12 protein-coding genes are annotated in these 15,497 nt (G+C 42.5%); 3 read left to right on the top strand and 9 right to left on the bottom strand.

The window, feature by feature from the left end; genetic code table 11:
- Positions 1–18 precede the first annotated feature (18 nt).
- From ACQEXS_RS04265 to pssD, 6 genes are all read right to left on the bottom strand, one after another.
- Complete coding sequence (locus ACQEXS_RS04265) at positions 19–903, bottom strand: efflux RND transporter periplasmic adaptor subunit (protein WP_427012944.1); 885 nt, start codon at positions 901–903, stop codon at positions 19–21.
- A 12-nt stretch (positions 904–915) separates the two neighbouring features.
- On the bottom strand, positions 916–1,119 hold the full coding sequence (locus tag ACQEXS_RS04260; RefSeq protein ID WP_367987099.1) for a DUF1656 domain-containing protein: 204 nt from the start codon (positions 1,117–1,119) through the stop codon (positions 916–918).
- Positions 1,119–2,723 (bottom strand): TolC family protein, encoded by a 1,605-nt coding sequence (locus tag ACQEXS_RS04255; RefSeq protein ID WP_427012943.1) that lies wholly within the window; start codon positions 2,721–2,723, stop codon positions 1,119–1,121. The genes ACQEXS_RS04260 and ACQEXS_RS04255 overlap by 1 nt, the downstream gene beginning before the upstream one ends.
- 11 nt (positions 2,724–2,734) lie before the next feature.
- Positions 2,735–4,870, bottom strand: a complete 2,136-nt coding sequence (locus ACQEXS_RS04250) for an FUSC family protein (protein ID WP_427012942.1) — start codon at positions 4,868–4,870, stop codon at positions 2,735–2,737.
- A gap of 357 nt (positions 4,871–5,227) precedes the next feature.
- Entirely contained in the window at positions 5,228–5,920 is a 693-nt protein-coding gene (locus ACQEXS_RS04245) for a polysaccharide deacetylase family protein (protein WP_427010002.1), read from the bottom strand.
- 142 nt (positions 5,921–6,062) lie between these two features.
- Positions 6,063–7,046: a PssD/Cps14F family polysaccharide biosynthesis glycosyltransferase gene (pssD, locus tag ACQEXS_RS04240; protein ID WP_427010003.1), complete on the bottom strand. Its 984-nt coding sequence runs from the start codon at positions 7,044–7,046 to the stop codon at positions 6,063–6,065.
- Positions 7,047–7,490: 444 nt separating this feature from the next.
- Between pssD and ACQEXS_RS04235 the strand changes: the two genes are divergently transcribed.
- Positions 7,491–8,894 carry a cytochrome-c peroxidase gene (locus tag ACQEXS_RS04235; RefSeq protein WP_427012941.1) on the top strand — a complete coding sequence of 468 codons (1,404 nt, stop codon included), beginning with the start codon at positions 7,491–7,493 and terminating at the stop codon, positions 8,892–8,894.
- Positions 8,895–9,009: 115 nt separating this feature from the next.
- On the opposite strand, the gene ACQEXS_RS04230 is transcribed toward ACQEXS_RS04235, so the two are convergent.
- Positions 9,010–9,765: a 1-acylglycerol-3-phosphate O-acyltransferase gene (locus ACQEXS_RS04230; protein ID WP_427012940.1), complete on the bottom strand. Its 756-nt coding sequence runs from the start codon at positions 9,763–9,765 to the stop codon at positions 9,010–9,012.
- Positions 9,766–9,999: 234 nt separating this feature from the next.
- On the opposite strand from ACQEXS_RS04230, the gene ACQEXS_RS04225 reads away from it, so the two are divergent.
- On the top strand, positions 10,000–10,809 hold the full coding sequence (locus ACQEXS_RS04225) for a M15 family metallopeptidase (protein WP_427012939.1): 810 nt from the start codon (positions 10,000–10,002) through the stop codon (positions 10,807–10,809).
- Positions 10,810–11,080: 271 nt separating this feature from the next.
- Here the strand turns inward: ACQEXS_RS04225 and ACQEXS_RS04220 are convergent, their stop codons facing one another.
- Positions 11,081–11,914 (bottom strand): hypothetical protein, encoded by an 834-nt coding sequence (locus ACQEXS_RS04220; RefSeq protein ID WP_427012938.1) that lies wholly within the window; start codon positions 11,912–11,914, stop codon positions 11,081–11,083.
- 195 nt (positions 11,915–12,109) lie between these two features.
- Between ACQEXS_RS04220 and ACQEXS_RS04215 the strand changes: the two genes are divergently transcribed.
- The gene (locus tag ACQEXS_RS04215; protein WP_427012937.1) at positions 12,110–12,466 is read left to right on the top strand and encodes a hypothetical protein; all 357 of its coding nucleotides are present in this window, start codon (positions 12,110–12,112) and stop codon (positions 12,464–12,466) included.
- A gap of 57 nt (positions 12,467–12,523) precedes the next feature.
- Here ACQEXS_RS04215 and ACQEXS_RS04210 read toward each other — a convergent pair whose 3' ends face one another.
- Positions 12,524–15,472, bottom strand: coding sequence for a type I restriction endonuclease subunit R (locus tag ACQEXS_RS04210; protein ID WP_427012936.1), 2,949 nt, complete (start codon positions 15,470–15,472; stop codon positions 12,524–12,526).
- Positions 15,473–15,497 lie beyond the last annotated feature (25 nt).

Raw genomic sequence — 15,497 nt, 5'->3', positions numbered from 1 at the left:
TCTGAATTCTTGCCGTGACTACTGCTCGTCATTGCTGTCTTTCATCACCATGATGGATGCGGATAAACCAAATCTGAGTTGGACGTCTTCAGGGAGTTCTTCCAGTTGGATACGCACAGGAATGCGTTGTGCTAGGCGAATCCATTGAAATACTGGGTTCACATTGGGCAATAGGTTGTAGCCAACTGTGCCATCTTTCGGTGCGATACCCCATCCAATTGAGTCCACTTTGGCATCGATAGGAGAGTCTGGGTGAGACATCAAGGTGACCTTGGCATCATTGCCAGCTTTGATATGAGCGAGTTGGCTTTCACGGAAAAAGGCAAAGACCCAAAAACTGTTGCTGTCGATCAGCGCAAGTAATGGTTGGTTTGCGACCGCTTGGGTTCCGGTACGGATATCAAGGTTAGAGACGTATCCATCGACTGAAGCGTAGATCTTGGTGTAGCTAAAGTTTAGCTTTGCCGCTTTAAGTTTCTCTTCCGCAGCTTTTATCTGAAGCAATGACTCTTCATAAGCGATTTCACGACGAGTGAGATCTTTATGTGATACCGCGCCACGGTCTTTTGCTCGAATGTCTCTTAATCGATCATATTCAATTTTTTTGCCTTCCGAGCTGATCTTAGAGCGCTCAAGTGCTACTTCCGCTTGTGATAGCGCGACTTGATACTGTGTTGGGTCGATCTCAAACAGCAGATCGCCCGCGTGAACTTTTTGGTTATCTCGCACTGCGACACTAATGATTGGGCCCGAGACGCGTGGCGCGACTTTAATCACGTTCGCTCGAACTTGACCATCGCGAGTCCATGGGTTGCTGAAATATTCTTCATACTTTAGGTAGCCCAGCCAGATGGCTCCCCCAAGGATGACGAGGTTTAAAGCAATGATAAGTTTCTTCTTCATCTTGTTAGCTACCTAAAAACGTAAAATAAAGCTGTCTATCACCACCACGTAGACGACGAGGATGGCGAGAAAAGTCAGTGATGGAAAGGCGATAAACCGTGAAATCCGGCTCTTGTTTAGGAGGATCACGCTCAGCCAAGTTGCGCTGAGTGCCATCACCATTACCAATAACACTGGTGAGAAATACACATCTCCCCAAGCGAGTTCATGTGGCATTAGGGGTGCTCCTTGTCTGGTTGAGTCGGTGAAAGTAGTACGGGAAGGGTACGTTGCGTTTCGTCAAGTTCACTGTCCCAGTCGGTGCGAGTACGCATTTGTTCAGCAATGGCATCACTGACAAACGCTTTTCCTGCTTGAGCTTGCCAGCCGCCACCCAGAGCTTTGTATAGTGCGACAACCTGATTGGCGACATTCCCCTTAATTTGGGCGTAACTGTCTTCACTCCGTGTCATCTTTTCGACCGAATTTAGCAGTCGTTCGAATGAAATTTGGCCGTTTTCATACTGAGTCATTGAAATGTTGAAGGCGCGAATGGAGGAGTTGACCGAACGAAGGCGCAGTTCTTTTTGTTGACGATAGAGCTGGTAGGCGTCCATAGCGTTGGTGACCTCTTGAACTGCCTGTAATACCTTTTTGTTGTACTTGCTCAAGGTTTCTTGAAAGCGAGCATCTTCAAGGCGAATATTATTTTCCACTCGGCCGTATTGGAGAATGTTCCAACTAAAGCTTGGCCCTGCAACTAAAGTGAGAGAGTCACTAAAGCTGAAACTGTGACCACTCTGGACAGTGCTATTGATCCCAATGGAGCCGAGTAGGGAAAAGCTTGGGTATAGCGCTGCTTGTGCAACCCCTATTTTGGCGCTCTGTGCTCGAGCTTGCAGTTCGGCCACTTGCAGATCTGGGCGACGCATGACTAAGTTTGCTGAGATTTCAGGGCTAACTTGTGGCGCACGAGGAACCAATGAGTGATGATCATCTCCCGAAAGGGCTGGCTTTTTGCCCGTGGTTTGGAAGCTGGACTCATAACGTGCGACTTGTTTCGTCAACTGAGCTGAATTGAGCAGCGGTTCGACTTCTTCAGGCAATTTGCCGAGTAAAAGAGCAAGCGCATTACGTGACTGGCGTTTGGCGATTTCAAGTGCTGGTAACGCCGCTTCTGTAGCATAAAGCTGGTTTTTAGCCTGTTGTACGTCGAGTTCAGTGACGTTGCCAGAGTCAAACTGAATTTGAGTGATGTCGACCACTCGTTTCTGAATCGCTATGTTGCGCTTAGAAAGGAGAATCCTTTCTTGATAGGTGCGGTAGTTGATGTAGTTACGCGCAACCTCGGCGGTAATGGCGACAGTAATGTCATTATAGGAGGCGATAGACGCATAATAAGCCGCTTCGGCTGCTTCAATTCCGCGAGCGTATTTTCCCCAAATATCGAGCTCCCAACCAGCATCAAAACTTGCAGCGGCATTATTGAACGAGTGCTCGTTTTGGTAAGCGCGAGCTAGATTGCCAGATACCTGTTGAACTTGCGGATACTGTAAGCCCGTCGAGATACCAAGTGCGGCGCGCGCTTGCATAATACGCAGGCCTGCGGCTTCAAGATCAAGGTTTTGCTTTCCTGCAAGCATGACTAAATTGTTGAGGGTTGCATCGTTAAACTGAGTCCACCATTTGGCCGATTCCACCTCTGATTTCAGATGGCTTTGCGCCCAATGCTGAGGCATTTCAAGTTGTTGAGGCGCCTGATAGCCTGGCCCCACAGTACTACACGCTGTTAAAACGCTCAGAGGCAGTAATAACATCAAAGGTTTGAAGGTTGTTTTCATCGCTAGCCTCATTAAAAACGTTTTTGCTGTAGATTGGCCCAATTGATTTCTGCGTAAGCCCCTTTGCACTTCGCCAGTGCGTCCAGCACGTTGCTTTTCAGGTTCAGCAAGATATAAAAGCCGGCAATATCTTTGTTTTGGTATTGGGATAAATCCAATTGCTGAAAGAAGTGCTCAATTCGCGCTTCGTAAACATCCAAATCATCCTGATTTTTCGCAAAAGTTGCGGTTAGGCTTTCAACCGATGGCTTGAGAGAGAATGCATGCGCAATTTGTGGAATGGTGTCATCGCTGTGTTGACTGCGAGCTTGCGCAACCAATGGGTTGTCACCTAGGTGCTTCTCTGCTCCTTTCAATAGGGCAATATGGTGATTCAATGCCTGACAACTGCTTGTATAAGCGGCCACCTTTTCTGCGCTGTTTTGGTCAAAATAGTTGAAGTTAATTTTGCTGCCCCAAAGGGCAAGCTTTTTGACAGAAGCGTTTAGAGTTTGTAGGTGAATGGTCCGTTTGAGTCGCACCCACACAGAGCTCTTGGTCGCTGGCAGCGCAAATAACTGAGATACATGACGAAAATATCGTTCGTGAAGGGTGTGAAACAAGTGCTCAGGTCTAGTAGAAAATGGGAAGTAATGTGAAGCGATGATCACTAGTCCCACTAGATAAAACAGTGTCATCACCGACATAATGATGCCGAAGTGATAGAACATGTTGTTATCTAACCCAAGAATAAATAACCCCATCAAAAAGAACATGGTGATAGGGCCTTTAAATAGGTAAAAGGCAACAAAGGTGTAGAGAAAGATAAAGATTGCCAACTCTGGCCAAAACGTGAGTTGCGGTAATATGAATACGTACGCGGGGACGGCAAACAAGAAGCCAAAGGTAAAGAGCACCAACAACAGAATTGGATGAATGGGCATAAAGGACAGCAGCGACATATACATGGTCGAGAAGATGACAAAGCTGTAACCTCCCGGAGGATTGAAATAAATCCAAATTAAAGAGGATACCCAATAAGTGACAAACACTTTGACAGCGGTTTTGAAATTTTCAGCGTCCCACCATAAAAAACGTGCCGCTTTAGCTGCTTTGGGTTGTTGGAAAGAGAGGGTATTGGTGACGGAATCAATACAGCTAATGCTCTCTGCTAAGCGTGATAAGTTAAGGTGAAGCTGGTTGATGACGTAAGTGAGTGTTAACACCGCACCTTTTTGTAGATGCCCAGTCTCTTGTAGTGTCGTCGTGTTGAGTTCTGCTTTTTTTTCATTCGCTTGATAATAAGGCGAGTTGCCATCCCATACGGTATTGCATACTTCAAACAATGAGTGAATCGCGTCAATATGGTTGCTGAAATCAGTAATAAAAGCTTGGTTTTCTGACTGATGAAACTCGCTGTGTGCAGTGGCAATCAACAGCTCTGTAATTTGCTTACTATGGTGCAGTGCAGACTGCCATTCTTGATGATAGCTAGAGATGTCGCTGCACTCTTTACTTATCAAACGAAAACGTTGTTCGAGAGCGGTTTGGGCATTAAACACCTCATCCACCAAAGCGGCCAACTCGGGAGTTACTTCTTGACTTTCTGACTCGTTGAGGTCTTCATTGCTCTCTAAAATTCGAACGAACAGTTGTTTTTGCGCAGCCAGTAAGGTTTCTGCCAACTGCCTTAAGTTTTGTTCGGTTGGGGTAGGGAAGAGGTAAGTACCCACTAAGGTATAGATGATTACCCCAAATATGGTCATGTAAGCGCGATCAATACCGTAGATAAAGGCACCATTCGCATCACCGCCATTCGACATCATCAATGCCATCACGCCTGTGAGCATGAAGAGTGTCGGATCTTTTAAGTACGCATTGCGGAAGTAAAATAATACGGAAACAACTAAAGAAACAGACAGCATGTAGAGCAGTCTGTCTTGGGCAAACCAACCGACCAACAGCAATCCCACCACGGCGCCCACAAGGGTGCCAATAACTCGCAGCGTGCCTTTAGCGAGAGACTCTCTCTGGCCTCCCGTTGAGGCGATCAACATCACGGTTGTTGCTGCCGTTGAAGCTTGCGGCCATCCCATCGCAAATGGGATTAAATACGCCAATGTCAGGCTAAGGGCAACTTTGGTGGCAAATCGTAATTTTTCGTTCATCGTTTAGTTTCAAAGTTAGCCCAATAACATGAATTCGCTGTTGGACAAATAAGTGGAATAAAGCTGAAATATATTTCAACCATAGGTTACAAAGCGGCCAATTCTAGAGAATGTGACACGACTTTATGTAAGTAAACTGTCAAAAAATACGGCGTTCAATTACAACAAAGAAAATGATCTTATTGAAATATAAGATAAAAAATAAAGAAGGGTTTAAATACTTGTGAGAGTTCTTATTTTTGATACGAATGTTGATGGGTTATTATTGATTTTATGAATCAATAATAATAGATGATATGAAATCAAACCCAACGAGTATGTTCAATTAAAACTAAAGTCGCTGAGTTTGAAATAATTTTATGACTGATAAATATGATCAATAGTTTCAAAGTTAATTTGATTTTCTTTGCCATGATTCAGAATTAATTTAAGAGCTTTTAATGTTACTTCAGGATCACTTTGTCCACTTTCACTTCGTGCATCATGAAGCAATACAACACTGCCTGGTTTTAATTGCTCTATGACCATTTTGGCAATTTCTTCTGGGTTATCTTTTGCGTAATCCTCAGGATCTACTGTCCAAAAAATGGCTTTTTGTGGAGAGAGCATAAACATGATCATAGAGACAAAATTAAATTTTCCATATGGAGGCCTATATGATGTGTAGCGTTTCCCTAATATTGAATTGAATACCTTCTGGTTTTTCTTCCAATCCATATACGTTTTTATGGGTAGTGTTTTCCATGCATGGGGGTGTGCAAAACTATGCGATCCGATGCTATGACCTTCATTTATGATTCGATCCGTCACTTCAGGATGAGAGAGTACATTTTTACCTGTTGGAAAAAAAGTGGCTTTAGCTTTTTCTTCATTCAATAGATTTAGAATCGCAACGGTAGACTCCTTTGTAGGACCGTCATCAAAGGTCAAATACACAGATTGAGAATTTTCTACTTTAGTAGAAAAAGATTTAACTTGTATTTTTTTAAAAATATGAGGGATAAAATAATAAACAACAAAGATAAAGAAAATTAATAATATGGGATTCATAAATAATAAATATTTTTTAATATATTATTTTATTATCAAATAATTGATTGTTGATGTATATAATAACATTGTACTATTTACTTTAAACTATTCATTTAAGTAGCCACACATATGCTTTATGTATGACTACTACCAATTTTATTTATGACAAGTACTTTGTAAGATATTCATCAAATACAGGTGCCTTTAGATTTTCAATATTAGGTTTAAATGATTCAGCTTGTTGTATCATCTTACCTAAATCTTCTGTATTGCCGTATACAGCTAAAATTAGTCCTAAACGTTCAAGTTCTTTAATAAGCTCAACTTGGTGATCATCGAAGTATTCACCATGCTCAACTAATCGAGGTATAGCAATAACACGCTTGCCTTTTAATAATGAATCCATGATAGAGCCACAACCACCTTGGCAAATCACTAGGTCGCTTGTTTCGATATTATTGTGCAGTGTTGGTTGATCACAGTAGTCAAAATATTGATAGTTATTTGGGATGTAATCAGAGGTACCGATTTGGCCGACGACTTCAGCTTTGACTTCTTTGCGTTCAACCAGTTTATCTACCTCTTTAAACATACGGCTAAACGGAATTTTATAAGTGCCTGCTGTTAGAAATATTTTTTTTATGGGAGTTGGTTCGTCACAAGTTACGGTATCCAGTGGGAAGATTAGACCAATGTTCTCTGAATCTTTAAATAGTTTGCGAGTGTCTTCCCATTGAACAAGAGTGTGATCCGCTAACTTACCTGCTATTTTTCCAAATGTTGACGTTGTATTGACGCGAGCTGCGGACTCTACAAAAATGATTTTTTTACGCAGTAGCTTCCCGATAACAATTGCGCCAAATGACGTACCAGCTCCGGTGGTAATGACGGCATCAGGTTTCTCTTTTAAAAAGATCTTCAAAGACTGAAATATATTGTTGATAGGTCGTAGTAATTGAAACTTTTGAACGACTTCTTTAAAGATAAACTTCTGTACAAAGTACACCTTGTCACTTTCAGCTAGATGCTGTGTCATCTTACTTTCGTCAGTAATGAAGAAATATTCATGCTTTTGGTAGTAAGACTTAAGCTGCAGCACTTCATTGATATGCCCGCCACTATTGGCAGTTAAGCATATTTTCATACATAACCTCTTTGATGAATTTCTGAGTAGGGAGCGAAATAGAGCTCAACGCGTTGTGGACAGAAACTCATGCATTGTTAACAGAACTAAATTGCTATGGAGTATACGTTTTTTCATTGCCTGAGTTATTGGGATCTTGATGCCGTTTTAAAAATGAGAGAGGTAGGGCATAAGCAGTTTAAACTTATGAAATATCCTTTCTTTCGCTCCCTAATGACGAAAGGCCTTGATATAGGACTTGATGTAAATCAATGAAAATTAGACTTTTTTTGTTTTCTAATTGTTGTGATTTATTTAAATTATTTTTTATATCTACGCCATTCAAAGAGTTAGGTATGGCTTAAAAGTAAGATAGATTTTCTCGATGAACTCTATTCCTTTATTTCCTTTGTTTCCGTATGGGAATACCACTAATTTGTGCGACGCAAATTGGAGGTAACAATAATGAATAAAAAACTATTTGCGTTGGGAGCAGTCAGCCTTGGCATCATTGGATATTTATCTACCGTCGCTTTTGTTGATAAATCTGATCAACAACTCGCGATGTCTAAGCTCTCAACGTATTCTCAACTTTCTGAAACGAGTTTGGATTATCGGGCTATGAAGGTTCTCTCAGATAATGGGTGCAGTTACTGCCATACACCAAACAGCCCGATGCCATTTTACGCTAACTTCCCTGTCGCGAAGAGTTTGATGGAATATGATGTTGCTCAAGGGTTACGCCATTTTCAACTTAAGCCAGTATTGGAACAAGTTCATGCTCAAGAGCAGGTTTCAGAAGTTGCACTCGCGAAAATTGAAGGTGTGTTACAAGATGGTTCAATGCCTCCCAAAGCCTATCTTTCAATGCATTGGCGCTCTAACTTATCTGAAGAAGAACGCCAAATTTTACTTGGTTGGGTTGCTGAAAAACGTTTGCAACGCCACGCGAATTCTCCGGCTTCAGTTGAGTTTAAGCGTGAACCAGTACAGCCAATTTATACGCAGTTCGATGTCGATAAAGACAAAGTTGCACTAGGTAAAGCGCTTTATCATGACACGCGCCTTTCTGGGGATAACACCTTGTCTTGCGCAAGTTGCCACCGTTTGGAGGCTGGGGGAGTGGATCACTTAACTACGTCTTCTGGCATTAAAGGTGCTAAGGGGCCGATTAATGCCCCTACTGTTTACAATGCGGTGTATAACAGTCTGCAATTTTGGGATGGCCGAGCTCATAACCTGCAAGAACAAGCGGGAGGTCCTCCTTTGAATCCTATCGAAATGGGGTCACAAGACTGGCGTGAGATCATCGCAAAATTGAGTGATGATTCGACGCTAAAGGCACAATTTGACAAGGTTTACGGTGGACTGGTTAACCAAGCGACGATCACTGGGGCTATTAGTGAGTTCGAAAAGACACTTACGACACCCAATAGCCGTTTTGACCAGTACCTGAAAGGTGATAAGCACGCACTGACTGAACAAGAGTTAGAAGGCTATCAACTGTTTAAGCAGTACAAATGTGACACTTGCCACGTTGGTGAAGCAATGGGAGGAGAAGGCTTTGAAGTGATGGGTCTGAAAGCCGATTATTTTGCTGACCGCGGTCAAGTCACGGAAGTGGATATGGGGCGCTACAATGTCACTCGAGTAGAAAATGACAAGCACCGATTTAAAGTACCTACTCTGCGTAATGTTGCGTTGACTGCGCCATACTTTCATGATGGTCAGGCAGAAACGCTAGAGAAAGCGGTTTTTGATATGGCAAAATATCAGGTCGGTGTCGAGCTAAACCAACAGGAAACAGACAAGATTACGGCATACCTAAAAACCTTAACGGGTGAATACAACGGTAAATTGCTTAACTAAAGCAGCTCGATAATTATCATTGTTTGGCTCTGAGTAAACCCGGCTATAAAATACATGGTCGGGTTTCTTTGTATCAAAGAGCGAGTGATGAATATACTAATGTGAAATCAGAGTGTTATTTTGCTTCTTTCAGTTTTTGCTCTTTATGAGCTTCGATACGCGCAACTTCTTCATCTAACTCCACAATTTTTGCTGCCATGAGTGCATGGCAACGATCTGCCAATAGGCGTGCGTCATTCACGCTGTATGTAGAAACATCAATAGGCGCTAACATTTCGGTTATCACAACACCATTATCACGGCGGTTTAGCTGAATTTTTTGATGGCTGGTGCTGGTACACATAGGTGTGATAGGTACGCCTGCTTCAATCGCCATACGAAATGCCCCCGTTTTGAACGGTAATAGGCCGCGTCCTTTACTACGTGTTCCTTCTGGGTAAACCCAGACTGACAAGTCTCTTTGCTGAATGGCTTCAACCACTTGTTTTATGGTGTCTCTTGCTTTGGCTTTGTTTTCTCGGTTGATCAAAATATTACCTGTGATCCAATACAACTGACCGAAAAAGGGTAGCCAGAGCAGGTCTCTCTTGCCCAATGATACGGTACGTGGGCGTAGCATCCCCGGATCGGTAACAAAATCAAACACACTTTGGTGATTAGATATGTATACGCTGTTTGCGGGTGTCGGAGCATGTTCGAGCCCTCTTTGAATGAGGCGCAATCCAACTAATTTATGTAACTGATTAAACCAGCGACAAAATGTATGAACATGCTTTGGATTTCGGGGGCTCAAGAAACAATATAACAGCGCTGACAATGTGGTAATGACCACAAAAAGTGCCGCTAAGAATAGACGAATAATAGCAAGCAAAACGCACTCCTTAACTCTAGATAGGCATCGACTTGTTTAAAGATAGATATTTTAGAGTTTTCATTCTATTTAACTAAAGTGCAACATTTTTTCCAAACGAGACGTAGAGAGTGCGGCTGAGTCTCTCAAATTGCAGAGAGTGAACCATTTTTATCTGAAATTACTTGGGTGTTCTTTGAACCCATGTAAAAAGCGAGTAGTGTGTCGCCTGATGATATTTGTTTGGGTGAGATCATGAAAAAAGGGTTTATTTTTCTTGTCGCTTTATTATTCAGCCATGTTAATTACGCTGAGATTGCTCCTATTTCGCAATGGCAGTGTGAAATGATGGCAAAACACGGAGTCTTGAGTGCGGGTGCGCCTGTTGGGTGTGATCGTTTAGTCAAAGTAGATTTTGATTTCATCAACTTTGCTGGAGAAACCAAGCAAGGCAACATGATTGTACTGGATGTCGTTGCTCCTTCTGTTGAGCAAATTTTTTCAGAGCTAAAACAGCGTCAGTTTCCTTTGCATTCCGCCCGCTTAATGCGAGAGTTTAAAGGAGATGATAATGCATCGATGACGGCCAATAACAGTAGTGCATTTAATGCCCGCCCGATCACTGGTGGCGGAAGTTGGTCTAAGCATGCTTATGGCGTAGCAATCGACATTAACCCTGTTCAAAATCCGTTTTTAGAGTTTAACAGCAACGGACAAATTACGGTTATACCCCTTCAATCTGCGACTCAATATGTCAATCGTGCCCATTTTCGCGCTAGAGAGGAACTTAAGCGGAATGGAATGGCAGAAGAGGTGGTTGAATTATTTGCCCATCACGGTTTTTTGATTTGGGGAGGGGATTGGAATTCTCCCATTGATACTCAGCACTTTGAAGTAGGTTCTAGGCGTTTCATACAACAGTTACTCAAAATGCCAAAGCAGGAAGCCTTTGCCCAGTTTACCCAATATGTTGATAGCTACCGCAACTGCTACTCTAAGCAAGAGCCAAAAGGGAAAGAGCGGGCTCGAGCGTTGTGTGCTTATAAAACGGTTAAGGTTTTTTGACTTTCTTTCGTTACGCAGAATACAAAAAGGGCCAACTCTTTCGAGTTGGCCCTTTCCAAACGTTTGGTGGAGCTGGCGGGACTCACCATTAACATCTAGAAAAAACAGCCACTTCAATAAGTTAGATTGTTTGTTTGTGTTTGAAAATATTCGTTAGTACCACATCTTAGTACCATATGAAGCTAGTATCAACATGTAAGCGCAGGTTCAAAAGTATGGATGCCAGTTCAGTTCCTCATTTGGAGTTGAATCAATATCTATGATGCGCAGATCATTTAAGCTGACTTTTGACGCTGTTAATCCTATCCAACTGCGATGCACTGAGTGAGTGCTGCTTCAATTGTTCATAGCTTTTTAATAGCCTGTTTTGTTGGCGTCGAATTTGTCGCTCATTTAGCTCTTCTTTTGCATTTAACCATTTTTCAAACTGCGTTTGCATTTGCTTGATGAGTTTTTCAATTTCAAGTGCTTCAGTTGCCTTTTGGTGCTGGTACTGCCAAGCTGACAGTCTGCGTCCCCTCATTTTTTCAATTGGATCATAGCTTCGGTAGTCTATGCCTACATGTTTCAGCACTGCGCTGTTGAACGCTTGTTTAATGGCTTTTGTTGCTTTTTTCTGTTGTAGCTCTATTAGGACTCGATCTCCGACAACTTTACCGATCATCAGATGCACATGATCGCCACTACCTTTGTTTCCTTGCTGTTCCTGTTGATGCAATACTGCTCGAATCTGTTTTCTGTATTGGGCAAATTCAGATTTGTTGAGTCGACACAGTTTTGCTAAAACTAATGCGCACTCTTTGATAATGGATTGCCACTGACTTTTAGTGGGTCGGTAGCCTTTTGGTAGAGTGAGGCAATACTCCATCGCATAGCTCGCTAGAGGTCGTCCCCCACGACGGTTGTAGAGCTGTTGGTTAAGTCGAAATTGCTCACCAGAAATTGCAATTCGATTTGATGTTTCGGTGCAACCGAAAAGGGAAATGAGAGCCTCAGTGTGTTTATGGTTCACGTGTTTCGGGTTTAAATAATAACGTTCTCTGATTAAAACGCCGTCGCTAGCGAGGCGCACAGGTTGTGTCGTTACAGTCCAGTTCTTAAGCATATTGATATGTTTTCTATAAGCTTAAAAACTAAATTCAGTGATTTCAAACAACCCGTATCTAACTTGTATACCCGATGGTTGGTTCCAGATAGGACAACATGCTCCGCATGTTATCCACTGGCAAGAAGGGTTTCCCTTCTTGACTACCCAATTTGTTTTTGGCGTTTTAAGTTATTACACTTAAAAAAAACAGTTATGAAAAATATCTCATTTACATCCGCAGCACTTCTTCATCAAAAGCAAGAAGAAAAGCTTAATGAGTGCAGAGAAGCTACAATTGAAAAGTTAGTAATCAACTTGTGTGTTGAAGCCAATTTTCTGACTAAACAAGATATTCAACAAGGCTCTATCAGATATCAGTGGGTGCTTAAAATTACGGAATATTGTATAGATGCAACATATTTGGAAGATGTGGAAGAGGGCGAGACTCCATTACCTTTAACCTATTTAAATTGCGACAAAATCGTTGCTGAAAATAAAAAGAAGGCGGAAGCCATTGTTAAGGTTATTGCAAAAGAGATCATGCGAGGATTGCCATTATATCAAGGTTGAGAACTAGGTCTTGTTGAGCACTGGGGCAGCGTAGCCCCAGTTTTTGTGGGTAAAAATTTAATGAAACCCTTCAATAAAAGTCTCGACGAAACCTTTTAACCGTTCAGTGATGCGCGGAATAATCGTTCGGCGGGTTCTAAACGTCATCCTTTCAGTGGTTAAGTCAACGACATCATCAGACTTTAACTTATCCACCTCCATGCCGTTTTCTATATTCAAGATCATCGCCTTAAGTTTATCCGAATCTAACTTTTCATCTTCGGTCAGTTGTGCAATCTCTTTTTGCTTCAGCTCTTCGATGTACTCATCAAACTCAGCACCTTGCACTAAGCCTTGCATACTCTTCTCAATAAAATCTTCGATGAGAGAACGCTTACTGTGCAATGTCGGTTCAGTCGCAAGTAAGTTAGCGATAACTTGTCGCTTCTTCTCTTTCGCTTCGTCACAAGATTCTTCGAACATTGTCATCAACAGGTGACGGATATAGCTAACGTTTACTTCATCTCGTTGGAGTAGCTCTAGCTCAAAATCGATGTCCGCTAGGATAGACTCTTTATCAGCAGGACCTTTCTTGAGTTCACGGGCTAAATCGCTGTATTTAGAAGCGTAGTCAACGAACTCTTGCTCAGACATGCCAAGCGTTTCAATGTCAAAGTCGCTAAATGTCTCTAGCTGGTTCTTCAAGCGCATCAAGATACGGAACTGCTTAATAAAGCCTGCCTGCATGTCTTCGTCAGGCAAGTCATCGACACTTTGCACATCAGGAGCAATTGCTTTCAACGCTTCAAGCGCTTTAGAAAAGTCTTCCGTCAGCCCGTTAAGGTCTGGTACTTCGATATCTTCAATTGGCTTCTTGTTTGAGAATAACTTAAACGCCTCGTCAGCTTGCGGCTTGAGGTTACGGTAACACATGACGTTACCATGCGATTTCACTGTGCCTTTTAGGCGGTTAGTACGAGAGAAAGCTTGCACCAAGCCGTGGTATTTAAGATTTTTATCGACATAGATAGTGTTTAAGCCGGGTGCATCGAAACCTGTAAGGAACATATTCACCACCAGCAAAATATCCACCTCACCGTTCTTAGTACGGTTAGAGAGATCCTTGTAGTAGTTGTAGAAACTGTCGGTATCTTGAGTTGAGTAGCTAGTACCAAACTGCTGGTTATAGTCTTCGATGTAAGCATCTAGCTTGTCTCGGCTATGCACTTTGGCATTGGCTTCCGCTAAGCCTTTGACATTGACCTCACCTTCAAACTCTTCTTCCTCATTCACACCATAGCTAAATATGGTGCCGATATTGAGCTTGTGTTTGCCCTCTTCTTTGAGTGCTTTGAAGGTATCGTAGTAAGTGATGAGATCAGGCACACTCGCAACACACAGCATGGCGTTAAACTTGCGCTTGGTTTTATGACCGTGGATACCAATGATGTGCTCACATACTTGTTTAATACGCTTTGGAGAGCTAAAAAACTCGGCGACATCGATACTACTTACATCGACATCCATGCCATCGTTTTTATGCTTCAGCTTGCCGTAATACTCAATAGCAAATGGCAACACGTTATCGTCTTTGATGGCATCAACAATCACATAGCTATGGAGGCGTTCACCAAATAGATCCTTTGTGGTTCTTTTTTGTGTGCCTTTACCTTCCACTTTTTTAGCGGTCGCATTGTCGGCGAAAATTGGTGTCCCCGTAAAACCAAACAGTTGTGAGTTCTCGAAGAAGTCAACGATGTTTTGGTGCGTTTCACCAAACTGACTGCGATGGCACTCATCAAATATAAAGACCACACGCTCTTGGCGTAAGTGCTCAACCTGCCCCTTGAAACGAGGTTTAGTGATCAGGTTATTAAGTTTTTGGATCGTCGTAATGGTGAGCTTGTTGATGCGATTGACTTTATTACTGTAGATCGGTGCATACTCAGCGACTTGTGGCAGTTCTTCACCATCGTTGGCACTACTATCTTTCGTGTTTAGCGCTTTCTTCGCCATGTTCTTTGGTGGAAGTGGTCGAGAACCGAGGAACTGATTCAGAAGGCTTTTGGTGTCACCCGTGCTGTCGACACTCCCTCTTAAAAACGCATCAAATTCTTTAGCTGTTTGGTAATCGAGATCTTTACGGTCGACCACGAATACAACTCTATCCACATCTTCAAGCGTAGAGAGGATCTGAGCGGTTTTGAAGCTGGTCAGCGTCTTACCACTGCCTGTCGTGTGCCAAATATAACCATGATTATTGTTGGTCTTAACTTGATTAACGATCGCTTCTACCGCATAGAATTGATAGGGGCGTAGCACCATCAAAAACTTACCTGACTCGTTCTGCACAATGTAGCGGCTGAGCATTTTAGTCAGATGAGGTTGATTTAAGAACGCATCAGCAAACTGAGGCAATGCATTAATCTTGTTGTTCTCAACATCCGTCCAATGGAAAGTCTGCTTAAATGAAAGATCACGGTTGTTAGAGAAGTATTTGGTGTTGACGCCATTAGAGATAACAAACAACTGTACGTAGTTGAACAGCCCGCCTTGCGCACCATAGGTATGTTTGTCGTAACGCTTAATCTGGTTGAATGCTTCCGCCAGTTCAATACCTCTGCGTTTTAGTTCAATTTGAATCAGCGGTAAACCATTCACCAAGATAGTAACGTCGTAGCGGTTCTCGTAAGTCCCTTGAATGGTGATCTGGTTGGTGACTTGGAAGTAGTTTTTCTTCTCATCATCAAACAACAAAGTCAGGTAATCGGTAGTGCCGTCTTCTCGAGTGACGTCAACCTTACCTTTAAGACGTTTGGATTTATCGAAGATGTTGCCCTTTTCAAGCTTGATGAGCACACTTTCAAACTCACGCTCGTTGAGCGTGACGCCATTAGCTTTCTCAAGCTGAGTTTTGAGGTTCGCCTTCAGCGCCTCAGCGTTACCAATATCGACAGGTTTGAAATCGGCAGCGACAAGCTGATCGATTAGCTCTTTTTCAAGTTGTGCTTCTGATTGTGTGCTCATAATTCTTCTATTTATAAATCTAACT

The organism is Vibrio sp. TRT 17S01 (genome assembly GCF_050113695.1).
Taxonomy (GTDB): Bacteria; Pseudomonadota; Gammaproteobacteria; order Enterobacterales; family Vibrionaceae; genus Vibrio.
The sequence above is the reverse complement of the archived record's forward strand: the minus strand, read 5'-3'. Positions and strand labels throughout refer to the sequence as shown.